The sequence below is a fragment of the Pseudomonas sp. MWU12-2037 genome (genome assembly GCF_023242345.1).
Taxonomy (GTDB): domain Bacteria; phylum Pseudomonadota; class Gammaproteobacteria; order Pseudomonadales; family Pseudomonadaceae; genus Aquipseudomonas; species Aquipseudomonas gingeri_D.
Window position 1 is genome coordinate 102,088 of record NZ_JALLIZ010000008.1, and the last position, 21,560, is coordinate 123,647.

Genomic DNA, 21,560 nt, shown 5'->3' on the forward strand with positions numbered 1-21,560 from the left:
GACTGGACGGGATGAGCTGAGAGTACGTCCAACGCTTAATAACAATAAATACTGATTGTTTATTTGTTAATTCTTTTTAGGTATTAGCGAGTTTGATCCGCCGAAGTCGCTCGCCAGGCCTTGCATCTGGCCTGGACGTCGTCTGGTTTCAAGGGCTGGGGCTGGACTTGAATACACCGCTGAGGACAAACGCATAGCGCTCCGGACGGATAAAAAAGGTGGTCCGGTCACAGCAGCGGCCATCGGCAAAATACGAGGTGCGCTCCATCACCAGCAGCGCCGCGCCACGTTTGACATTCAGGGTATTGGCCAGGTGCTTGTCGGCTTCCTGGGCGCGAATCGCCATGTCGGCGCGGGTGACCGGGGCGCCGGTGATCGATTCCAGGATCGAGTAGATCGGACGGTTCTCGACCGCGCTCCAGAGCACGTCCGCCAGTTCGGCCGGCAGATGGCTGCGACCCAGGGCGATGGGTTCGTCGTCGACAAAGTGCAGGCGCTCCAGCAGCAGGCACTGGTCGGTCTCTGCAAACAGGGCGTGCAGCGCCTCGGGCACCGGCTGCAACTGATGATCGAGAACCCGCATGCTCGGCTTGAGGCCTAGCAACAACAGTGCTTCATGAAAACTGCGCAGGGCATCGAGACCATGGCGGACCTGCTTGGCCGCGACGAAGGTGCCTTTGCCTTGCTTGCGTTCCACCACGCCGTCGTCGCTGAGCTTGCCCACGGCCAGGCGGATGGTCACGCGGCTCACCGCAAAGCGCTGGCCCAACTCGGCCTCCGAGGGCAGCTTGCCGCTGGGTTCGTAGGCGCCGCGCTGAATTTCCTCCAGCAACTGATGGGCGATCTGTTCGTAGAGCGAGGTGGTGCTGTCACGAAGAATGGGCGTAGACACTGCGGGGTTCCGTGATCTGAGAAGCCTGGCGCCCGGCGGAGCCTTCACTTCTAAGGTTATAAAAATCGGTTATTGGGATGGCTTGTATTAATACGTATTATGTCAGGTATTCCCATTGTAGACGACCTGACGACACTTGCCATGCCAGAAAACCTCCTTCGTGCGCCGCAGCCAGCCGATGCATTGAGCGTCGAGCAGATCAGCTTCAGCTACCCCAATGGTCATCGGGTGTTTTCCTCCTTCAGTCTCAGTGCCGCCCCCGGTGAGTTTGTCGCAATTCTCGGGCCGTCCGGCTGTGGCAAGACCACCTTGCTGAACCTGTTGTCGGGGTTTGTCCGACCGCAGGCGGGGCAGATCCGTTTGAACCAGGCCACGGTGAGTCCGGAGCGTTCGGAGTTGGGTTATGTGTTTCAGTCGCCGCAGTTGTTTCCCTGGCTGACAGCCCTGGAAAATGTCCGTTTCGGCTTGCGCATGGCCGCTGACAGCAGCGAGTCGCAGCAGCGCGAACAGGCCATGCAGTACCTGCGCCTGGTCGGCTTGGAGCAGGCCGCGCAACGTTTGCCCCATCAGCTTTCCGGCGGGATGCAGCAACGGGTCTCGCTGGCTCGTACCCTGGCGCTGGAGCCGGAGGTCTTGCTGATGGATGAGCCGTTCGCCGCACTGGATGCCATCAGCCGTAACCACATGAATGAAGAAACCCTGCGCATCTGGGCCGAACTGGGCCAGACCGTATTGTTCATTACCCACGATATCGACGAAGCGGTGTTCCTGGCGGACCGGGTCATCGTCCTCAATATTGCCCCGGGCGGTATTCACAGCGAACTGAAGATCCAGCTGCCACGGCCACGCTCCAATCTGAAAACCCGCCGCCTGCCGGCTTTCCTCGATTACCGCAATGAACTGATGGAGCGTATTTCCCAGGTCATGGCGCTGTCCGAGGCCCGTGTTTCCTCTCCCTCTCCCTGCCTTGAACTCGAGTCGATCCAATGATCAAACGTACGCTGCTTGCCCTTTCATTGTCGGTTGCCGCCATGGCCGGCAGTTCATTGGCCGTCGCCGGGGAAGCCAAGCCGCTGCGGGTGGGTTATGTCTTCGCCATGGCCAACGCCCCGGCATTGATCGCGGACAAGGAGGGGTACTACCGTGACGAAGGCCTGAACGTGGATCTCCGGGCGCTGGGTGATGGTCCGGTGATCCAGCAGGCGCTGGCGGCCGGTGAGCTGGACGTGGCCTATGTCGGTACGCCACCGGTGTACCAGTGGTTTTCCCGAGGCTTGCAGAGCCGGATCCTGGCCAAGGTCAATTACGGCCAGGCGGCGGTGATCGTCGACAGCAAAAGCCCGATCAACGCCCTGGCCGAGCTCAAGGGTAAAAAACTTGCCGGGGTGAAGAAGGGCAGCGGCATGGACGTGCTGCTGCGCGGCTATGTGCTCAAGGAAAAAGCCGGGCTCAACCCTGACCATGATCTCGATATTATCGACATGCCCCCCGGCAATATGAACGCGGCCCTGGAGCGTGGCATCGTCGATGCGGCGTTCTCCTGGGAACCCTTTGTCAGCCAATCCTTGCTGCGGGGTTCGAGCCGGGTCCTGTTCGATGTCAACCAGGCTTTGCCCCAGTACCCCTGGTACGTGGTGATCGCGCTGCCGAAAACCTTGCAGGAGCGCCCGGACGATGTGGTCAAACTACTGCGCGCGCATCGCAAGGCCATTGCCTTTCTCAACGAACATCCTGACGAGTCGAACCGGATCATCGCCGAGGCATTCAAGCTTGAAGCGGTACAAGGGCCGGACGGCAAGACCATCGCCCCGGAAACCATCGTTGCCCAGGCCCGTACCCGGCTGGGGTGGTCGGCGGACCTGGAGGCCACGGACATCCAGTTTATCCAGCGCCTGATGAACTACTCCCATGACCTGGGTTTTATCGACACCACGCTCAAGACCGAGCAGATCGTCGACACCTCCTACCTGGAAAAAGCTTCGCGCTGAGTCTGCCCATGTCCTTGCCAAAACCGAATTGGGGATGGGCCTCGCTGCCGTTCCTGCTGTTGATCTGGGTGGCCCTGGCCAGTCGTTTTCCCACCTACATTTTGCCGCAACCCTGGGACGTCGCCCGCGAGGCCCTGCGTTGGCTGGGCGACGGCTCGCTCTGGCAGCACCTGCAAGCCAGTGTCCTGGAAGAGCTCGGCGGGTTCTGCGCGGCGGTGATTGTCGCCGTACTGCTGGGGGCGGCGGGTGGGTTGTCTTCGCGCTTCCGTGACTTTATCGCACCACTCAACAGCCTGTTCATGGCCATCCCGCCGATCGCCTGGGCGCCGCTGATCATGATCATCTTCGGCCTGGGTTATGTGTCCATCGTGCTGGTGATCTTTATCGCCGCGGTGTTCCCCATGGCGGTGACGATCCAGGAGGGCGTGCAGGGCATTCGCGGCGGGGAAGTCCGCGCGGCCCGCACGCTGGGGGCCAGCCCCTGGCAGTTGCTGGCCCATGTCTACCTGCCGGCCTCGCTGCCGTTTGTCACGGCGGCCCTGCGCATCGGCTTCAGCCAGGGTTGGCGGGCGCTGGTGGCGGCGGAAATGATCGGCGCCTCCCGGGGCATCGGCTGGATGGTCTCCACCGGTGGCCAGATCGGCAACAGCAGCCAGGTGCTGCTGGGCATTGTCCTGATCGGGCTGACCGCCTGGCTGATGGAGAGTTTTGTGTTCCGGCGCATCGAGCGTCATTACCAGCAATGGCGCGAGCAATAAGTCGCCGGTGCCCCTTTCAAACCTTCGCTGAACCCATACGAGGTGTCATGTGAGTAACCAGTTCGATCCCCGCGAAGCCGGGCACTACATTGCCCCGCAAGGCCTGTATGAACGCAACAAGCAACGCCCGTTCCTGGGGGCGATCAGCTGTGATCGGCAGACCCTGGTGGCCGGCCAATGGGACGAGATCACCCTGGTCTACGAGGTCGGTGGCAGCGGCTTGGCGGACGGTGCCTGGTTGAAGCTGGCGTTCAAGTTCTACTCCGACTGGGCGTTGTTCCAGACCTCGAACCCGGCCGGTCCCAACTACGTCAGTGCCGAATATCAGGCCGGTGAATTGGTGCCGGGGCAGAGCCAGGCCACGGTGCAGCACCTCAAGGTGCGTTTCGACCAGAAGGGCCATGAGCGGCCGTTCCAGAAAGCCGTGATCATCGATATCGTCGACGGCTACCTCAATCCTGGCGACCGTATCGTCATCCGCCTTGGTGACCGACGCCAGGGCGGCGCGGGTACGCGGGTACAGAGTTTCGTCGAGAAGGACTTCCGTTTCCGCTTGTTTATCGACCCGCTGGGCAGCTCGAAGTTTGCCGAAGTGCCGGGTGATCCGTTGCTGGATATCGTCCCGGGACCGGCGCAAAGCGTGCAACTGATCGTGCCGCGGCTGGTCAGCGCGGGTGAAGCGTTCGACGTGCTGCTGCGGGTCGACGATACCTGGGGCAATACCTGTCGCCAGCTGCCACTGGAAGGGCTATTGACCCTGACCGGTCCTGAAGGCGAACAGCGGCAACAGCCGTTCCGCCTGGCGGCCGAAGGTTGGGCGATTGCCCGGCTTGAGGGGTTGAAGTTCGGCGCGGTGGGCGAGTGGCGTTTGTCAGCGGAGGTGCAGGGGGCGTTTGTGCGCGGGGCCCGGGCCTTTGTGACGGTCGACCCGGCGGGTACGGCATTGCGTCCGCTCTATGCGGACCTGCATGTGCATTCCGACGACACCGTGGGCACCAATGACACCTTGTACAACCTCAGTTATGGCCGTGACGTCGCCGGGCTCGATGTGCTCGGTTATACCGCCAACGACTTCAATATCACCGAGCAGCGCTGGGACCAGGCGGTCAAGTTGATCCACGAGCTCAATGAGCCGGGTCGCTTTGTCTGCTATCCCGGGACCGAATGGTGCGGCAATTCCTGCGCCGGCGGTGACCGCAATGTGGTGTTCCTGCACGGTCGAAAGCCGGAGTTTCCTTTCGACAACCAGGGGCGATTGGTTCGTTCCTTCGAATGGAACGAGTTTACTGCCGGGACCATCAAGCCCGGCGCCTGGCCGGTGGACGAGCTGTATGCCGCCTATGCCAAGGACCCCGAAGGCCATCTGATGATGCCGCACGTGGGTGGGCGTCGTTGCAACCTGGATTGGCATCATCCGGAACTGGAACGTCTGATTGAAGTGGGCTCGGCGTGGGGGCAGTTCCATTGGGTCTACGCCGAAGCCTTGCAACGTGGATATCGGGTGGGGGCTGCCGCCAACAGCGATGAACACCAGGGCCGTTGCGGCGGCGGTGTGCCGGCCACGGCGGTGTTCGGTTCCCGTGGCGGGCTGACCGGGGTGGTCGCCGACAGTTTTGACCGTGACAGCGTCGGCAAGGCATTGCGTGCCCGTCGGACCTTTGCCACCACCGGCGAGCGCTCGTTCGCCAGCCTGCGCCAGGGTGCGCACTTTATGGGTGAGGTGTTCACTGCACGGGCGGATGCGAGCCTGGATTATCGCTTGCTGGGGGAGGCGGGTTGGGATCAGGTCGAGTTGTTCGACGGCGAGCAGCGGGTCTGGTCGCGCAACCTGCATGAGGAACTGGGTTTCTCGGGGCACGGCATTCGCCTGCGGTTGGGTGGTGCACGGATCAAGGACCGTTATCGCGGTGCCTACTGGACGGGTGAGATCCAGGTCACTGGCGCGGTGATCAAGGGCTTCCGCGCATTGGGGCTCGACCATCCCGAGCAGACCGTATGGCGCAAGGATGCGACGACACTGGCGTTTCGCACCGATACCAATGGCGATACCGACAGCATCGAGATCGACCTGTCGCAACTGGTGGGGGCGACCCTGCAGATTCGCAGCCGTATCGACAATTACATCAAGGTCGGCGACCCGTCCGAACCGCAACCTTATGTGCATGCTCCGACGGTGCTGATGGAATTGTCCGGTGAGCAACTGCTGGCCCAGGGGCAGGTGATCGAGGAACTGCCGGGGGCGGAGTTGAAGGTGTCCCTGGAGCGGACAACCGACGCGTTGTTGCCGCGAGAGGTGCAAGGGCGGATCGAGCTGGCGGCGTTGCGGTTGGAGGCGGGGCGTGAGCATCCGTTGTTTATCTGTGCGCGGCAGCGGGATCAGTCGAGGGTCTGGACTTCGGCGTTGTTTTTGACGGTGTAGGCCGGCCAGGAAGCGCAGGGCGCCAACCGTCCAGGGCTGGCGCCTTGGGTTGAAATAGGCTATCTGTTTGGGCATCGCGAGGATGTTGGACTCAGGAGCGGATGATGGCCAATACACCGGATAACGATGAAGCCCTGGAGGTCCAGCGGATGTGCGAGGTTGCGCAGTTGTACTTGAAGAGAACCCTGACACCCCGAGAGGTTGAAGAGATCGTCGCTTTTGTGGCGGCTAAAAGGGCGCGGACGGAAAGTCGCCAGAAGGGATGATGAATGAGCCTTTACAGGTCTCGTGTTTCGTCAGTATTCGAGGCGTGTATGCCGCCGATCCTGTTCATCTGTATCTATCTGGCGCCTTGGTGGTTTGGTACGGTTTGCGGCTCTTCTCGGCAAGGAACTGCTCCATGGACCTGACTGCTATCCCCTTCGGCACGACTGATTGGTCGACTATCGAGCCCGTCGCCCATCCGGGCCAGACAGGCACCGCCTATTGGCGGACTTGTCAGTTTGGTGCTACCCGTGTGCGGATGGTCGAGTACAGTCCCGGATACCTGGCCGACCACTGGTGCTGGAGAGGACATATCCTGCTGTGCCTGGAGGGTGAGTTGGACACGGAGCTGGAAGATGGCCGTCGGTTTACACTGGCTGCGGGGATGAGCTATCAGGTCGGCAACAATAACGAGGGGCATCGTTCATCCACTACCAACGGGGCCAAGTTGTTTATTGTGGACTGAGCACGTCGTCTAATATGGCTGCGGTTATTTCCTTAAGAAATTGCATGGCCTGGAACTGGGGGAGCTTGACCGTCCGTTGAAATGGCTTTCAAAAAACGCTCAAGACAGTTGCTCCCACAGGTATTGTGTTTGCCCCTATGATCAGTAGAGGGACCTAGGTCTGCAGAAAATGGCTCGCAATGGTTCCGGAGCAAGTCGGTTCAACCGACCCGGTCAGGACAACGCCACCGACGCCATCCCATTTCACTTGCACCGTTCCACCGTCGCACTCCACCTCGACGGTATCGTCCAGAAGGCCACGACGAATCCCGCCCACGACCGCCCCGCAACAGCAGGAACCCGAGCCCAGGGCGATACCGCCGCCACGTTCCCAGATGCGTAAACGGATATGGCCACGGTCGATGACCTGGACGAAATGCACATTGGTCTTCTTGGGGAACAGCGCATCGGTTTCGACCGTGGGGCCAAAAGCCGCCACGTCGACCGCTGCCAGATCCTCGACAAAGAAGGTGCAGTGCGGATTGCCCATGCTGCAAGCCGTGGGGCTTCCGGGCAGCGGCAAGCGGTTGGTGTCGACCTCTTCGGCAAGCGGGATCGACTGCCAATCGAGCGAAGGTTTGCCCATGTCCACCGACACCCGCTGATCCGACTCACGGACACAGGTCAGCAAGCCGCGGTCGGTCCTGAGCAGAACCGAAGTGCTATTCGCCTCACGCATCAACATATCCGCCACGCCACGGGTTGCACTGCCGCAGGTTTCCAGCCTGGAACCATCCGGGTTCCAGAACAGCAAGCGTGCCGCCGCCTCTTCGCAGTCGAGTACCACGGCCAACTGATTGAAACCGATGCCTCGATTCCGATCACCGAGGCGACGAGCCACCTCGGGAGTGATCGGATCGACTTTGCCGCGCAGGTCGACAATAACGAAATCGTCGCCGTGGGCATGCATCTTTACGAAGTTCAGCGTCATACGGGGCCTGTTTTTCCGCCTTATTTTATCTTGGGCATATCCAGTATGGATCTGATAAAGGCGTCGTCGGCATTGACCAGGAGTTCAGACACGTACCACTGGCCTTGCACCTGCCTGAAACCGATATGAATACCGATTAATTGCCCGTCATCGCGTTCGATCAGATAGGCTCTGTTTTCAAACACTTCACCTTTGGTCTCTTTGGGGGTCAAGTGTATTTTGTATATTTCATGTTTCCCGAGCCAGGCGGAAAGTGTGTTCTGGCTTTTGGAGATGAGATCCTTCTCCTTGGTTTGCCACTTGTCAAAGTGTCCGGAAAAAGCCTTGCTCCAGCAATCCGAGGCCAACTTGTTTTCAATGCACTGACTGTATTGGTTCTCGAACTCGTCTTTGTAGGCAATGGCGTCGTTGGCGTAGGCGGAACTTGCAGTTGCCAGGAGGGACAGGCAAAAAACAGCTTTCTTGAACATTCTGATCTCATCTTGAATTTAGGGATTTGCCTTTCGGTTCAACCCTGTCTTGCTTAGCCACCGGCATTCGCTTTCGCTCTTGCAGCCACCGATGGATCACGCGTCGTGGTCCTACAGTACCTCACCAGGTTCAGGAGTGGATAGTCGGCTTCGGAAGCCGGCGATGACAGCGCGCCCGGCGCTGTCATCGCGGTGCCGGGGGGAAGGGCTTCAGGCCGCGTTGGCTTCTTTCTTCAGGCTCTTGATGTCAATCACGAAACGGTATTTGACGTCGCCCTTGAGCATGCGGCCATAGGCTTCGTTGATGTCCTGGATATCGATCATCTCGATATCCGAGACCAGCCCGTGCCTGGCGCAGAAGTCCAGCATGTCCTGGGTTTCCTGGATGCCGCCGATCAGGGAACCGGCGAGGCTGCGGCGCTTGAAGATCAGGTTGAACACCGAAGGCGAAGGGTGCGGACTGTCGGGGGCGCCGACCAGGGTCATGGTGCCGTCGCGCCTGAGCAGGGCGAGGAAGGCGTCCAGGTCGTGGGGCGCGGCCACGGTGTTGAGGATGAAGTCCAGGGTGTTGGCGAACGCGGCCATTTCATCCGGGTTCTTCGACACCACGACTTCATCGGCGCCCAGGCGCAGGCCGTCTTCGCGCTTGTTCGGCGAGGTGGTGAACAGCACCACATGCGCGCCCATGGCATGGGCGATTTTCACCGCCATATGCCCCAGGCCGCCGAGACCGACCACCCCGACTTTTTTGCCAGGACCGACTTTCCAATGGTGCAGCGGCGAATAGGTGGTGATGCCGGCACACAGCAGCGGCGCGACGGCTGCCAGATTGGCTTCACCGTGGGAAATGCGCAGGACGAACTTTTCCTTGACGACGATATTGTCCGAATAACCGCCATAGGTGTTTTCACCGCCGAACACCGGGCCGTTGTAGGTGCCGGTGAAGCCGCTCTCGCAATATTGCTCTTCACCTTCGACGCAGGATGCACAGTGCTGGCAGCTGTCGACCATGCAGCCGACACCGGCCAGGTCGCCGACCTTGAATTTGCTGACATTGGCACCGATCGCGGTAACCCGGCCGACAATTTCATGCCCCGGTACCGACGGGTACAAGGTGTTGTGCCATTCATTGCGCGCGGTGTGCAGGTCGGAGTGGCAGACGCCGCAGTAGAGGATCTCGATCTGCACATCGTCGGCGCCGGGAGCGCGACGTTCGAAGGTGAAAGGCTTGAGTGAATCCTTGGGATTTTGGGCCGCGTAGCTATACGTCTTGGTCATGGCGTCGTCACCTTGGGTTTCATGGGGCAGGAAATAACTTGACCAGCATAGCCACTGAATCGTTCAGGCGGATGACGATCCTGAGACAGGGAGACAAGCCGGTCTATCCGTTTCCGCAAGCCCCCCCGGTTGGCTCAGCCCTGCCACATGGACAGTTCGACGTCTTCGGCGAACGGCGTGGACAGGTAACCCTCGGCAGGATTGCGCACCCGTGCCAGGTACTCGGGGCTATGGTCGGCATTGTCGGCGATGATAAGCGCGCCAGGCCGCAGGCGGCTCTGCAGCAGGCCGAGGATCTCGGGGTAGAGCGCCTTGGCACCGTCGAGCAGGACCAGGTCGATGCTTTCCGGAAGGTCGACACTGAGGGTTTGCAAGGCATCGCCCTCGCGGATATCCACCAGGTCGAGCAGCCCTCCGAGCGCCAGGTTGTTCCGTGCCCGTAGCACCTTGGATGGCTCGAATTCGCTGGTGATCAAGCGGCCGCCGCCATTGTCCCGCAGGGCGGCGGCGAGGTGCAGGGTCGAGAGGCCGAACGAGGTGCCGAATTCGACAATGGTCCGCGCCGTGCAACTGCGCGCCAGCATATACAGGAGTGTCCCGGTCTCTCGCGAGACCGCCAGGGGAAAATCCTTCAGGCGGGTATAGAACTCGAGGTAGTCGGTCTTGCTGCGCATCAGGCGCACGCGCTCTTCTTCCGAGATATTGCCGGCGGCGGCGACGAGGGTTGGCCAGGTTTCATCGGCCTCGGCGAACAGGCGGTCGAGCAGGGGCGCGAGGGGGGCTTGGGTCAGGGTTTTCATGGGATTTTCCAAGTGGGGTCGGTGAGGGTTTATAATGCGAATAAACCTTCATGTTTTCTATTCGCATTGCGAGCCTTGCCCATGACCGATCGCCCAAGTACGCGGATTTCCTCACGTAAACAGCCCAAGCAGGCTCGATCCAATGATCTGGTCGATTCGATTCTGCAAGCGGCTATTCAGGTTTTGGCGAAGGAGGGCATGCGCCGCTTTACCACTACGCGGGTGGCTGAGCGGGCCGGGGTCAGTGTCGGTTCGGTGTATCAATACTTCCCGAACAAAGCCGCGATCCTCTTCCGCCTGCAAAGCGATGAGTGGCGCGAGACCAGCGAGATGCTGCGCGGCATCCTTGAAGACACCCGTAATCCGCCGCTGGAACGGTTGCGTCTGCTGGTTCACGTCTTTATCCGCTCCGAATGCGATGAGGCCGAGGTGCGCGTGGCACTGGATGACGCTGCGCCGTTTTATCGCGATGCACCCGAGGCGCAGGAGGTAAGGGCGGCGGGCAAACAGGCTGTCGAAGTGTTCATGCGCGAGGTGCTGCCCGAAGCCTCGGAGGCGACCCGGGCCGTGGCCGGCGATCTGATCAAGGTGACGCTCAGTTCGGTGGGCAAGCAGTTTTCGGAAAGCCCACGGACCCCGGCGCAGATCGAAACCTATGCGGATGCCATGGCCGAAATGTTTTGCGCCTACCTGCGAGGCCTCGGACACTGTTGATAGCCCTCGTCGGATCAGGCCGCCTGATCCAGCACCTGGTCATCCCGTTCGGTATCGCTGTCATTCTCGACCGAGCTCCGGTCGAGAAACAGAAACACCACGGCGGCCGTCAGCACGGTGATAGCCGTCAGTACCCACAGCAAGGTGCTGAACGCGGCACTGTAGCCCTCGGCCAATGCCGCGCGTCCGGCGGCGGGCAGCAATTGCATGGCGCCGGCAAGATCGCCGGTGGCCAGATGCTGTGCGGCGCCGACGATATCGGGTGTCACCGTACCGCCGAGGTGGCTGGCGGTGAAGGCCGACAGCAGCGCCATGACGACGGCAATGGCCACACCTTCACCGGCCACCCGGGTGGTGCTGAAAATACCGGTGGCCATGCCGGCGCGCTCCTTGGGTACCACGCTGACCGCCATGCCATCCATCAAGCCCCAGGGCAGGCTGATGCCGACACCGATGACGAACATGGGCCAGGCCAGCGCGGTGGTACTGCTGCCCACCGGTACATGGCCCAGCCAGAACAGCCCGGCGGCACACACCAGCAAGCCACTGCCGCACAAGGTCGAGGGCGACAGCCAGCGAGTCAGGTAGCCTGCGACAATCGGCAATACCAACAGTGGCGCCGACAACGCGACCAGCAACCAGCCGGCCGCGACCTCGCTCATGCCTTCGATGCCGACGAAACGGATTGGCAGCAGGATCAGCAGCACCACAAAGGAATAGGCCGGTGCGGCCGCCAGCAACTGCACGCCGACGAAGCGCGGGAAGCGGAACAGCGTCAGGTCGAGCATCGGCTGGGCGACCCGCTGTTCGATGATGACGAAGGCGGCGAAGGACAGCAGCGCGACGGCGAACAACCCAAGCACCAGCGGATCGGCCCAACCGCTTTCCGGCGCCTTGAGGATGGCAAAGGTGAAGATCCCCAGCGCCCAGGTGAAGGTGATTGCACCGGGCCAATCGATACCGGCCGCCTCGGGGTTGCGCGACTCGTTCATATAGCGCGTGGCCAGGATCAGTGAAATCGCCGCCAGCACGGTGATCAGCAGGAAGATCACCTGCCAGCCGAACGCCTCGATCATCACGCCGGCGGCCACGGGGCCGAAGGCCAGGCCGATACCGAAGCTGGTTCCGACGAAACTGAACGCCCGGATGCGTCCCGGGCCTTCGAAGACTTGGGCCAGGGCGGCCATGCCACTGGAGAAGGCGGCCGCGGCGGCCAGTCCCTGGGCTGCGCGCAGGACGTCGAACAGCGTCAGGCTCGAGGCGAAGGGCAAGGCCGCGGCGAGCAGGGCAAAAGCGCTGACGCCGCCGATAAAGACTTTCTTGCGGCCATAGTTGTCCGCCAGCGCGCCGGCCAGCATCAGGCAACTGCCGAAGGTCAGCATAAAGGCGTTGGTGACCCAGTTCAGTTCCATCGGCGAGCCGCCGAAGGTGCGGCCGATGGCGGGCAGGGCCACGGCCGCCGCGGTGAAGTTGAAGGGCATGGTGATGGCCGTGATGCACACGGCCAGCAGTATCAGCCTCTGTTGAAGCAAGAGTGGAATGGGCATCTTGAGAGATCCTTGTAGCGGGCAGGTGTATCTGCCCTGGGCAAGCGAGACGACGGCCGCGATTTGCTGGTTTGTCCGGGCTGTCGGAACATGCAAGGATTTTAAAGAGCGGGTAATCTGGCAAAAAGCGGTAAAAATTCCGCCCATATCGGAATAAAAGGATCGAATAGGAGGCGGCAGGTGGATCGACTGAGTGGCTTGATGGCCTTTATCCGCACGGCCGAACTGGGCAGTTTCGTCGCGGCGGGCAGGGCGTTGGGGCTGTCGGCTTCGGCCGTCGGCAAGGGCGTGACCCGGCTTGAACAGCAGTTGGGCGTGCGGCTGTTTCAACGCTCGACCCGCAGCCTCAGTCTGACCGACGAGGGCCGGGTGTTCCAGGAGCGTTGCCGGCGCATCCTCGATGACCTCGACGACGCCCAGGCGACCTTGTCGCAGTCCACGGAAATCCCCCGTGGGCGCTTGCGCATCAGCATGCCGGCGGCCAGCTATCATCTGTTCCAGTCGGTACTGACGGCGTTCATGGCGCTATATCCTGATATCGAACTGGACCTCGACTTCAGCGACAAACTGGTGGATGTGATCGAGGAAGGCGTGGACATCGCCATTCGCAGCGGCGAACTGCCGGACTCGCGGCTGATGAGCCGACCGTTGCCGGGCGTGCAACCAGTGCTGTGCGCTGCGCCGGCTTATCTGGAACGCCATGGCACGCCGCAGACCCCGGCTGAATTGGACGATCACCTGGCGGTGCGTTTTCGCTATTTCAAGAATGGCAAGCTGCTGGACTTTCCGTTATTGCGCGAGGAGGGCGCGCGGGAGCCACGGACCCGCACGGTGATGATCAGCAACAATATGGAAATGGTGCTTGCGGCACTGCTCAAGGGCTTTGGTCTGGGCGTCATTCCGGATTTCCTCGCCCGCGAGGCCCTGGCCGACGGCTCGCTGCGCTGCCTGCTGCATGGCTATCTGATCCCTCCGGACAGCATGAGCATTGTCTGGCCTTCGAGCCGTCAGCTGTCGCGCAAGATTCGCGTGTTCGTGGATTTCATGTGCGAGCGGCTGGAGCAGGAGGCGGTGCAACTGCGCGCGACCCTCGCGCAGGAGTGTCTCTATGCCCGCAGGAGCGAGAGTCCGCTGGCTCGCGATGGAGCTGAGCGCTGATCCCGTACCTCAGTCGTTGCCGAGCAATGAGCGGGCGAAGTCATCCGAGGCTATAAAATCCAGGGTCTTGCGCAGTTGAAGGGATTCCTCTGCACCGAATGCCTGCTCGAAACGGCACGACATCCGCTGGGAGATCTGCCGGGCTTCTTCGTATTTGCGCTGGCCTTCCTCGGTCAGCAGCACGCGCCGGCTGCGCCGGTCGAGCTCGTCCACCTGCAACACCACCAACCCGTCGCGCACCAGCGGCTTGAGGGTATGGCCGAGTGCAGAAAGGTCCATCACCAGGGACTGGGCCAAGTCACGCATTTTCGGCCGGTCGGCGCGGGCGATATGCGACAGCAGGGAATACTGGGTAGCTTTCAGGCCGCAGGCTGCGAACGCTTCGTCATAGATTTGTCCCAGGCGCCGGGACGCACGGCGCACAGCACCGTTCGCGCAACTGCTGGTCTGGGGGCTGTCAAGACTGGGTGGCGCACATTTCAAGGACTGATCACTCTCTAATGCAAAGGTCGAGCCAGTAATTATGCCTGTGACCGCCTCGAGAACAAGGTTTTTTCAGGTCATGGCCGAAAACGGCCTGTCTGACAAGAAATATACTTGCGTATGCCTCTAAGATCTATATCGTGGCATATACCTCTTTATGACCTGGATGTCAGGGCAATTTGCCCGGGTGGAAAAGGCGACAGGGCAGAAGCAGGGCGCTACGGCCAGCGTCCCTCTCGCCTGCATCACGTACCTTCTTCCGTGTTCAATCCCCTGTCTGGATCACACCTATGCTGAGCCTTGTGCGCATTGCATTACGGCGCCCCTACACCTTCCTGGTGTTGGCTATCTTCATCCTGATCGTCGGGCCGCTGGCCGCCTGGCGTACGCCGACCGATATCTTTCCGGAAATCCGCATCCCCGTGATTGCCGTGATCTGGCAGTACACCGGGCTGCCACCGGATCAGATGGCCGGCCGTATCACCTCGCCCTTCGAGCGGGTCCTGACCACCACGGTCAACGACATCCGCCATATCGAGGCGCAGTCGCTGAACGGTTTCGGCATCGTCAAGGTGTACTTCCAGCCGGGGGTCAATATCAGCACCGCGAACGCGCAACTGACCTCGGTGTCCCAGGCGATCCTGCGCAACCTGCCACCCGGTACCGTGCCGCCCTTGATTCTCAATTACAGCGCCTCGACGGTCCCTATCGTGCAATTGGCGTTATCGGGTAACGGGCTCAGCGAACAGAAGCTCGGCGACCTGGGGCTCAATACCGTACGCCTGTTGCTCACTTCGGTGGCCGGTGCGGCCGTGCCTTATCCGTTCGGCGGCAAGACCCGCCAGGTGCAGATCGACCTCGATTCAGCGCGGATGCAGGCCCGCGGGCTTTCGGCCCAGGACGTCGCCACCGCCCTGGCGACGCAGAACGTGATCACCCCGGTGGGCACGCAAAAGATCGGCAGCTACGAATATATGCTGCAACTGAACAACGCGCCTTCGGACTTCCGCGACCTGGAAAACCTGCCGATCAAGACCGCAGACGGTACCACGGTATTGATTCGTGACGTGGCGACGGTGCGCGACGGCAACCCGCCGCAGACCAATATCGTCCACGTCAACGGCAACCGCTCGGTGTTGATCCCGGTGCTCAAGACCGGTTCGGCCTCGACCCTGGGGGTGATCGCCGGGATCAAGGACAAGCTGGCCGAGTCCAAGGCGGCCTTGCCGCCGAACCTGAATATCGACCTGATCGGCGACCAGTCGCTGTTCGTCCGTGCGGCGATCAGCGGTGTAGCTCGCGAAGGGATCATTGCCGCGGCACTGACCAGCCTGATGATCCTGCTGTTCCTCGGCAGCTGGCGTTCGACGGTGATTATCGCCGTGTCGATTCCGCTGGCGATCCTGTCCTCGATTGCCACCCTGTCGATGCTCGGCGAGACCCTCAACATCATGACCTTGGGCGGGCTCGCGCTGGCGGTGGGGATCCTGGTGGACGATGCCACGGTGACCATCGAGAACATCAACTGGCACCTGGAGCACGGCAAGCCGGTGGAGACGGCGATACTCGATGGCGCCGCGCAGATCGTCACGCCGGCGTTTGTCTCGCTACTGTGTATCTGTATCGTGTTCGTACCGATGTTCTTCCTCGACGGGGTTGCGCGTTTCCTGTTCGTGCCGATGGCCGAAGCGGTGATCTTCGCCATGATCGCCTCGTTCATTCTCTCGCGGACCCTGGTTCCGACCCTCGCCAACTACCTGCTCAAACCCCATGTACATGGGAATGACGGGAAGCCCCATGTAGCGCCGTCGAACAATCCGCTGGTGAAGTTCCAGCGCGGCTTCGAGGCGGCTTTCGAGACCTTTCGCGGGTATTACCACGGGGCCCTGGAAGGTGCCTTGCAGCATCGGCGTACGGTCGTGGTGGCGATGCTGGCCTTTGTCGTTGCCTCGTTCGCCCTGGTGCCGTTCCTGGGGCGCAACTTTTTCCCCGAGGTCGACTCCGGGCAGATCCTGCTGCACGTGCGCGCTCCGGTGGGCACACGGGTGGAGAGCACCGCGCAGCTGATTGCCGAGATCGAGAAGTCGGTCCGCACGATAATCGAGCCCGAGCAACTGGCCGCGCTGGTGGACAATATCGGCTTGCCCATCAGCGGTATCAACACCGCCTACAACAACACCGGGACCGTGGGCTCCCAGGACAGCGATATCCAGATCAGCCTGAAAGAGGGACATCGGCCAACCGCCGAGTACATAAAGGAACTGCGCGAGACCCTGCCCCGTGAGTTCCCCAATGCGGTGTTCTCGTTCCCGGCCTCGGACATTGTCGGGCAGATCCTCAACTTCGGCTCTTCGGCGCCGATCGACCTGCAGATCAGCGGTAACAACCTGGCGGCCAACTTCACCTACGCCAGCAGCCTGCTGCGTGATATCCGCCGGGTCCCCGGCGTGGTGGATGCGCGTCTTCAACAGTCGCAGCAACTGCCGACCTTCAAGATCGATGTCGACCGGACCCGGGCGCAACTGGTCGGCCTGACCGAGCGTGACGTCACCAACAGCCTGGTGGTCAACCTCGCCGGTTCCAGCCAGGTGGCGCCGACGTTCTGGCTCAACACGGCCAACGGCGTGTCCTACCCGATCGTCCTGCAGACACCACAATACAGCCTCGACAGCCTGGCAGCCCTGCACAACCTGCCGCTGACCGGTAATGCCAGCGCCGCCGCGGACCAGACCCTCGGCGCCCTGGCGTCGATCGAGCGCAGCCATAGCAATTCGGTGGTGACCCAGTCAGATATCCAGTCGGTGGTGGAGATCCTGACCTCGATCCAGGGCCGTGACCTGGGCGGGGTGTCCGCGGATATCCAGAAGATCATCGCGGCCCATGCCAGCGACATCCCCACCGGTTCGAAAGTACAGTTGCAGGGCCAGGTGCAGACCATGAACTCGGCCTTCAACGGCCTGCTGTTCGGCTTGCTCGGCGCGGTGGTGCTGATCTATCTGCTGATCGTGGTCAACTTCCAGTCCTGGAGCGATCCGTTCGTGATCATCACTGCCTTGCCGGCGGCCCTGGCCGGGATTGTCTGGATGCTCTTCGTGACCCACACGCCGTTGTCGGTGCCGGCCCTGACGGGGGCGATCATGTGCATGGGCGTGGCCACCGCCAACGCCATCCTGGTGGTGAGTTTCTGCCGCGAACGCCTGGCCGAACACGGCGATCCGCTCAAGGCCGCCCTGGAAGCCGGTTTTACCCGTCTGCGCCCGGTGCTGATGACGGCCATCGCGATGATTATCGGCATGGCGCCGATGGCCCTGGGCCTGGGGGAGGGCGGTGAGCAGAACGCACCGCTGGGCCGCGCCGTGATCGGCGGCCTGGGCTTTGCCACCATCGCCACGCTGTTCCTGGTTCCACTGATTTTCAGTCTTGTCCATGGGCGCGATGCGCGCGCCGCATCACCTGCCATTGCTGCTCAAGGGGTCTGACATGTCCACCGATACCACCGTACCCAATCCGCCCCCTCGCGCACGCTCACGCCGTGGTTTGATCGCTCTTGTGTTGGGACTGGCGTTGCTGGTCGCCGTCGTGGTGCTGGGCATCAGCGTGCGGGCCAACGAGTCGCGGGAGCTGAAAACCTGGACCAACGCCCAGGCGCTGCCCAGCGTCAACCTGATCACCCCGGGCGTCCAGCCCCAGGGGCCGGTCCTCAATCTGCCCGGGCGGATGGAGGCGTATTCGCGGGCCTCGATCTTTGCCCGGGTCAACGGTTACCTCAAGTCCTGGAAAGTCGATATCGGGGCCCACGTCAAGGCCGGGCAACTGCTCGCCGAGATCGATACCCCCGAACTCGACCAGCAACTGCTGCAGGCCCGTGCCAACCTGGCCTCGGCCCAGGCCAATGCCACGCTGGCGCAGACCACGGCCAAGCGCTGGCAGGCGATGCTGGCGTCCGATTCGGTGTCGCGCCAGGATGTCGATGAGCGCACCGGCGACCTGGCGGCGAAACTGGCCAACGTCAAATCGGCCCAGGCCAGTGTCGAGCAGTTGGTCGCGACCAAGGGCTTCCAGCGCCTGACGGCACCCTTCGACGGCGTGGTCACCGCGCGCTCCACCGATGTCGGCGCCCTGATCAGCGCCGGTGGCAGCGCCGGGCGGGAGTTGTTTGCCGTTTCGGATGTCAGCCGCCTGCGGGTCTATGTGCAAGTGCCGCAGACCTTCTCGCCGCAGATCCGCATCGGCACCACGGCCCGGCTCACGGTGCCCGAGTACCGCAAGGAGTCGTTCAACGCCCGGGTGATCGCCACCGCCGACGCGGTGACGGCGGCTTCCGGCAGCACCCTGGTGCAACTGCTGGTGGACAACCCCGGCGGTCGCCTGTTGCCGGGTGGCTACACCAGCGTGCAGTTCGACCTGCCGGTCCAGGCCGATGTGCTGCGCCTGCCGGCCAGTGCCCTGGTGTTCGATGAGCACGGCATGCGGGTCGCGACCCTCGACAAGAACGATCATGTGCTGTTCAAGACCATCAGCATCGCCCGCGACTTCGGCGATACGGTGGAAATCGGCAGCGGCCTGGACGCCGGCGACCGGGTGATCGACACGCCGCCCGATGGCCTGGGCGACAACGATGCGGTGCGGGTGGAGGCCAAGCCCCATGGCTAAGCGCAGCCTGCTGTGGCCATCGGGCCTGTACCTGATCGCCAGCCTTGGCCTGGGCGCCTGCTCGCTGGCGCCGGAGCTGAAAGTGCCGAAGACCCCGGAGCCCGGGCAGTTCCATACCCAGGGCCCGTGGACGCTGGCCACGCCCGACGATCAGGCCAGCCGGGAAGGCTGGTGGCGGATCTACAAGGACCCGCAACTGGATGCGATGCAGCAGCAGTTGCTGGTCAACAACCCGGACCTGAGTGCTGCCTTGGCGCATTATGTCCAGGCCAGGGCATTCGTCGACCAGACCCGCTCCGGGTTGTTTCCCAAGGTCGAGGCGATCGGCAATGGCCAGCGTATACGCCAGTCGGATACGCGCCCGTTGCGCTCGGCCACGTCGCCGAATGTCTACGACTCGGCAACGCTGGGTATCGAGGTCGACTATGAAGTCGACCTCTGGGGCCGCGTGCGCGACACGGTCGCGGCCGGTGTCAGCGAAGCCCAGGCGTCACAGGCCGACCTGGCCTCGGTACGCTTGAGTCTGCAGGCCCAGTTGACGGACAACTACATCCACCTGCGCGGCCTCGACTGGCAGAACCAGTTGCTGAGCGAAACCCGCGATGCCTATACCAAGGCGTTGAGCCTGACCGAGGGGCTGCACGGTGGTGGGATCGTCTCCGGCCTGGATGTGGCGCGGGCCCGTACCCAGTTGTCGTCGGTCAAGTCGCAGTTGAGCCAGAACCGGGTCCAGCGGGCGCTGATCGAGCATGCAATTGCCGCGATGCTGGGGGAGTCGGCGTCGACCTATGCCATTGCCTCGAACACCGCGCCGATTGCCTTGCCCACTGTGCCCACGGGCCTGCCTTCGACGCTGTTGCAACGGCGTCCTGACATCGCCGCGGCCGAACGTCGGATCGCCGCGGCCAACGCCCGTATCGGCGTGGCCAAGGCCGCCTGGTTCCCGGCGATTACCCTGAGCGCCCAAGGGGGCTATCAGAGTGACGAGTTCGCCAACCTGCTGACGGCCCCGAACCTGTTCTGGGCGATTGGCCCTTCGCTGGTGGCGACCCTGTTCGACGGTGGTGCGCGCCAGGCCCAGGTGGATATCGCCAAGGCCGCCACCGATGAAGCGGCGGCCAAGTACCGCAGCGTGGTGCTCGGTGCCTTCGAGCAGGTCGAAAACAACCTTTCGACCATCGCCGGGCTCGACAACGCCCTGGTCGACCAGCGTGACGCCGCCGCGGCCGCACAGTATTCCGAAGACCTGTCCCTGGCCCGCTACCGTCAGGGCGCCGTGGCTTACCTGGATGTGGTGACGGCGCAGGTCGCCTCGCTGGAAGCGCGGCGTTCGGTGCTGGAACTGCAGACCCAGCAGTTGAGCGCCAATGTCGGCCTGGTCAAGGCGCTGGGCGGTGGTTGGAACATCACGCAGTTGAACGGCAAGCCCGAGGTTGCAGTCAATCAGGCTGCAGCAGGCAGCACCACGGCACCCCATTGAACCCAAGGAGTCTATCGAGCATGACGAACCCATCGGAGTATCTGCCACCCAAGGTCTGGACCTGGCACACCGAGAATGGCGGGAAATTCGCCAATATCAACCGGCCGATTGCCGGTGCGACCCACGACCAGGACCTGCCGGTCGGACGTCACCCGCTGCAGTTGTATTCCCTGGCCACGCCCAATGGCCAGAAGGTCACCATCCTGCTCGAAGAGCTGCTGGCCCTCGGTCACTCAGGGGCGGAATACGATGCCTGGTTGATCCATATTGGTGAAGGCCAGCAGTTCGGCAGTGGTTTTGTCAGGGTGAATCCGAACTCGAAGATTCCGGCGCTGATGGATTACAGCGGTGCAAAACCGATCCGCATCTTCGAGTCGGGGGCCATCTTGCAGTACCTCGCCGAGAAGTTCGGCGCGTTCTTCCCGACCGATCCCGCGGCCCGGGCCGAATGCCTGTCCTGGCTGTTCTGGCAGATGGGCAGCGCGCCGTACCTGGGCGGTGGTTTTGGGCATTTCTATGCTTATGCGCCGACCAAGATCGAATATGCGATCGACCGTTTTGCCATGGAAACCAAGCGTCAGCTCGATGTGCTCGACCGGCAACTGGCGGTCAGCGAATACATCGCGGGCAGCGAGTACAGCATCGCCGACATGGCGATCTGGCCCTGGTACGGTGGTCTGGTGAAAGGTCGGCTCTACGAGGCGGCGGAATTTCTTTCGGTGCAGGATTACCGGCATGTCCAGCGTTGGGCCGATGCTATCGACGCACGGCCCGCCGTGCAGCGTGGGCGCATGGTCAACCGGGTGTCCGGGGAGCTCTCCGGGCAGTTGCGCGAGCGCCACGATGCCAGCGATTTCGCTACCCGCACCCAGGACAAGCTGGCTGTTGCGAGCGAGTAACCCTGTCGATAGCGGCGTCTAAGCAAGATGATGAGGTGGCGTGCGCTGGCCGCCCGGGTGAGGACGTGACAAGCTGGAGCGTGCTTATTATAATTTGATTATCATAAGCCGCTTCAGAGTGTCGGTATCTCCATGGAAAGCAAGACTGCACGCTTGACCGTACTCATTGACCCGGTCAAGAAAAAGGCCCTTGAGGAGCTTTGCGCTGCCCAGGACCTGACGCCGTCCCAGGTGGTCCGCCAGCTGATTCGCGACTACCTGGAAACCCACGGTGTTTCCTATTCGACCCAGAGCAAGACCGCCGGCAAGGTGCAATGACAC

At 62.1% G+C, this 21,560-nt stretch carries 19 protein-coding genes; 12 read left to right on the plus strand and 7 right to left on the minus strand.

Annotated elements, in window-relative coordinates; all coding sequences use genetic code 11:
* Nucleotides 1–148: 148 nt before the first annotated feature.
* On the minus strand, nucleotides 149–892 hold the full coding sequence (locus M5B42_RS16460) for a GntR family transcriptional regulator (protein WP_248746432.1): 744 nt from the start codon (nucleotides 890–892) through the stop codon (nucleotides 149–151).
* Between the two features lie 141 nt (nucleotides 893–1,033).
* Here M5B42_RS16460 and M5B42_RS16465 point away from each other — a divergent pair, with 141 nt between their 5' ends.
* From M5B42_RS16465 to M5B42_RS16485, 5 genes are all read left to right on the plus strand, one after another.
* A complete protein-coding gene (locus M5B42_RS16465) occupies nucleotides 1,034–1,882 on the plus strand; it encodes an ABC transporter ATP-binding protein (protein ID WP_152738656.1) in 849 nt (282 codons plus the stop codon).
* Nucleotides 1,879–2,880: an ABC transporter substrate-binding protein gene (locus tag M5B42_RS16470; protein WP_152738659.1), complete on the plus strand. Its 1,002-nt coding sequence runs from the start codon at nucleotides 1,879–1,881 to the stop codon at nucleotides 2,878–2,880. Before M5B42_RS16465 ends, M5B42_RS16470 begins: the two co-directional genes overlap by 4 nt.
* Nucleotides 2,881–2,888: 8 nt before the next feature.
* Nucleotides 2,889–3,638, plus strand: coding sequence for an ABC transporter permease (locus tag M5B42_RS16475; protein WP_103498108.1), 750 nt, complete (start codon nucleotides 2,889–2,891; stop codon nucleotides 3,636–3,638).
* 49 nt (nucleotides 3,639–3,687) lie between these two features.
* Complete coding sequence (locus M5B42_RS16480; RefSeq protein WP_248746433.1) at nucleotides 3,688–6,057, plus strand: hypothetical protein; 2,370 nt, start codon at nucleotides 3,688–3,690, stop codon at nucleotides 6,055–6,057.
* A 400-nt stretch (nucleotides 6,058–6,457) separates the two neighbouring features.
* Complete coding sequence (locus tag M5B42_RS16485) at nucleotides 6,458–6,787, plus strand: DHCW motif cupin fold protein (RefSeq protein WP_177100461.1); 330 nt, start codon at nucleotides 6,458–6,460, stop codon at nucleotides 6,785–6,787.
* 154 nt (nucleotides 6,788–6,941) lie between these two features.
* Here M5B42_RS16485 and dapF read toward each other — a convergent pair whose 3' ends face one another.
* The 4 genes from dapF to M5B42_RS16505 form a co-directional block, all read right to left on the minus strand.
* Nucleotides 6,942–7,757: a diaminopimelate epimerase gene (gene dapF / locus M5B42_RS16490; protein ID WP_248746434.1), complete on the minus strand. Its 816-nt coding sequence runs from the start codon at nucleotides 7,755–7,757 to the stop codon at nucleotides 6,942–6,944.
* Between the two features lie 20 nt (nucleotides 7,758–7,777).
* Nucleotides 7,778–8,227: a hypothetical protein gene (locus M5B42_RS16495; protein WP_152738669.1), complete on the minus strand. Its 450-nt coding sequence runs from the start codon at nucleotides 8,225–8,227 to the stop codon at nucleotides 7,778–7,780.
* Nucleotides 8,228–8,437: 210 nt separating this feature from the next.
* Nucleotides 8,438–9,505: an NAD(P)-dependent alcohol dehydrogenase gene (locus M5B42_RS16500; protein WP_177100459.1), complete on the minus strand. Its 1,068-nt coding sequence runs from the start codon at nucleotides 9,503–9,505 to the stop codon at nucleotides 8,438–8,440.
* 134 nt (nucleotides 9,506–9,639) lie between these two features.
* On the minus strand, nucleotides 9,640–10,305 hold the full coding sequence (locus tag M5B42_RS16505) for an O-methyltransferase (RefSeq protein WP_152738675.1): 666 nt from the start codon (nucleotides 10,303–10,305) through the stop codon (nucleotides 9,640–9,642).
* 81 nt (nucleotides 10,306–10,386) lie between these two features.
* Here M5B42_RS16505 and M5B42_RS16510 point away from each other — a divergent pair, with 81 nt between their 5' ends.
* Entirely contained in the window at nucleotides 10,387–11,019 is a 633-nt protein-coding gene (locus M5B42_RS16510; RefSeq protein WP_248746435.1) for a TetR family transcriptional regulator, read from the plus strand.
* A gap of 14 nt (nucleotides 11,020–11,033) precedes the next feature.
* Here M5B42_RS16510 and M5B42_RS16515 read toward each other — a convergent pair whose 3' ends face one another.
* The gene (locus M5B42_RS16515) at nucleotides 11,034–12,566 is read right to left on the minus strand and encodes an MFS transporter (RefSeq protein WP_248746436.1); all 1,533 of its coding nucleotides are present in this window, start codon (nucleotides 12,564–12,566) and stop codon (nucleotides 11,034–11,036) included.
* Nucleotides 12,567–12,746: 180 nt separating this feature from the next.
* On the opposite strand from M5B42_RS16515, the gene M5B42_RS16520 reads away from it, so the two are divergent.
* Complete coding sequence (locus M5B42_RS16520) at nucleotides 12,747–13,724, plus strand: LysR family transcriptional regulator (RefSeq protein ID WP_177100451.1); 978 nt, start codon at nucleotides 12,747–12,749, stop codon at nucleotides 13,722–13,724.
* Between the two features lie 9 nt (nucleotides 13,725–13,733).
* On the opposite strand, the gene M5B42_RS16525 is transcribed toward M5B42_RS16520, so the two are convergent.
* Nucleotides 13,734–14,147 (minus strand): MarR family transcriptional regulator, encoded by a 414-nt coding sequence (locus M5B42_RS16525; RefSeq protein WP_248746437.1) that lies wholly within the window; start codon nucleotides 14,145–14,147, stop codon nucleotides 13,734–13,736.
* 350 nt (nucleotides 14,148–14,497) lie between these two features.
* Here M5B42_RS16525 and M5B42_RS16530 point away from each other — a divergent pair, with 350 nt between their 5' ends.
* The 5 genes from M5B42_RS16530 to M5B42_RS16550 all read left to right on the plus strand — a co-directional run bounded on the left by M5B42_RS16530 (nucleotide 14,498) and on the right by M5B42_RS16550 (nucleotide 21,557).
* The gene (locus M5B42_RS16530) at nucleotides 14,498–17,686 is read left to right on the plus strand and encodes an efflux RND transporter permease subunit (RefSeq protein WP_248746438.1); all 3,189 of its coding nucleotides are present in this window, start codon (nucleotides 14,498–14,500) and stop codon (nucleotides 17,684–17,686) included.
* A 1-nt stretch (nucleotide 17,687) separates the two neighbouring features.
* A complete protein-coding gene (locus M5B42_RS16535) occupies nucleotides 17,688–18,860 on the plus strand; it encodes an efflux RND transporter periplasmic adaptor subunit (protein ID WP_248746439.1) in 1,173 nt (390 codons plus the stop codon).
* A complete protein-coding gene (locus tag M5B42_RS16540) occupies nucleotides 18,853–20,340 on the plus strand; it encodes an efflux transporter outer membrane subunit (RefSeq protein ID WP_248746440.1) in 1,488 nt (495 codons plus the stop codon). The genes M5B42_RS16535 and M5B42_RS16540 overlap by 8 nt, the downstream gene beginning before the upstream one ends.
* Nucleotides 20,341–20,360: 20 nt before the next feature.
* Nucleotides 20,361–21,239 (plus strand): glutathione-dependent disulfide-bond oxidoreductase, encoded by an 879-nt coding sequence (gene yghU / locus M5B42_RS16545; RefSeq protein WP_152738693.1) that lies wholly within the window; start codon nucleotides 20,361–20,363, stop codon nucleotides 21,237–21,239.
* Nucleotides 21,240–21,371: 132 nt separating this feature from the next.
* Complete coding sequence (locus M5B42_RS16550) at nucleotides 21,372–21,557, plus strand: ribbon-helix-helix protein, CopG family (protein ID WP_103496126.1); 186 nt, start codon at nucleotides 21,372–21,374, stop codon at nucleotides 21,555–21,557.
* The last annotated feature ends 3 nt before the right edge of the window (nucleotides 21,558–21,560 follow it).

Bases quoted from the DNA above. Each gene is read 5' to 3' on its own strand.
- M5B42_RS16485 (WP_177100461.1), top strand. From the start codon at position 6,458: ATGGACCTGACTGCTATCCCCTTCGGCACGACTGATTGGTCGACTATC.
- M5B42_RS16465 (WP_152738656.1), top strand. From the start codon at position 1,034: ATGCCAGAAAACCTCCTTCGTGCGCCGCAGCCAGCCGATGCATTGAGC.
- dapF (WP_248746434.1), bottom strand. From the start codon at position 7,757: ATGACGCTGAACTTCGTAAAGATGCATGCCCACGGCGACGATTTCGTT.
- M5B42_RS16540 (WP_248746440.1), top strand. From the start codon at position 18,853: ATGGCTAAGCGCAGCCTGCTGTGGCCATCGGGCCTGTACCTGATCGCC.
- M5B42_RS16510 (WP_248746435.1), top strand. From the start codon at position 10,387: ATGACCGATCGCCCAAGTACGCGGATTTCCTCACGTAAACAGCCCAAG.
- M5B42_RS16500 (WP_177100459.1), bottom strand. From the start codon at position 9,505: ATGACCAAGACGTATAGCTACGCGGCCCAAAATCCCAAGGATTCACTC.
- M5B42_RS16530 (WP_248746438.1), top strand. From the start codon at position 14,498: ATGCTGAGCCTTGTGCGCATTGCATTACGGCGCCCCTACACCTTCCTG.
- M5B42_RS16550 (WP_103496126.1), top strand. From the start codon at position 21,372: ATGGAAAGCAAGACTGCACGCTTGACCGTACTCATTGACCCGGTCAAG.
- M5B42_RS16475 (WP_103498108.1), top strand. From the start codon at position 2,889: ATGTCCTTGCCAAAACCGAATTGGGGATGGGCCTCGCTGCCGTTCCTG.
- M5B42_RS16515 (WP_248746436.1), bottom strand. From the start codon at position 12,566: ATGCCCATTCCACTCTTGCTTCAACAGAGGCTGATACTGCTGGCCGTG.
- M5B42_RS16495 (WP_152738669.1), bottom strand. From the start codon at position 8,227: ATGTTCAAGAAAGCTGTTTTTTGCCTGTCCCTCCTGGCAACTGCAAGT.
- yghU (WP_152738693.1), top strand. From the start codon at position 20,361: ATGACGAACCCATCGGAGTATCTGCCACCCAAGGTCTGGACCTGGCAC.
- M5B42_RS16470 (WP_152738659.1), top strand. From the start codon at position 1,879: ATGATCAAACGTACGCTGCTTGCCCTTTCATTGTCGGTTGCCGCCATG.
- M5B42_RS16505 (WP_152738675.1), bottom strand. From the start codon at position 10,305: ATGAAAACCCTGACCCAAGCCCCCCTCGCGCCCCTGCTCGACCGCCTG.
- M5B42_RS16535 (WP_248746439.1), top strand. From the start codon at position 17,688: ATGTCCACCGATACCACCGTACCCAATCCGCCCCCTCGCGCACGCTCA.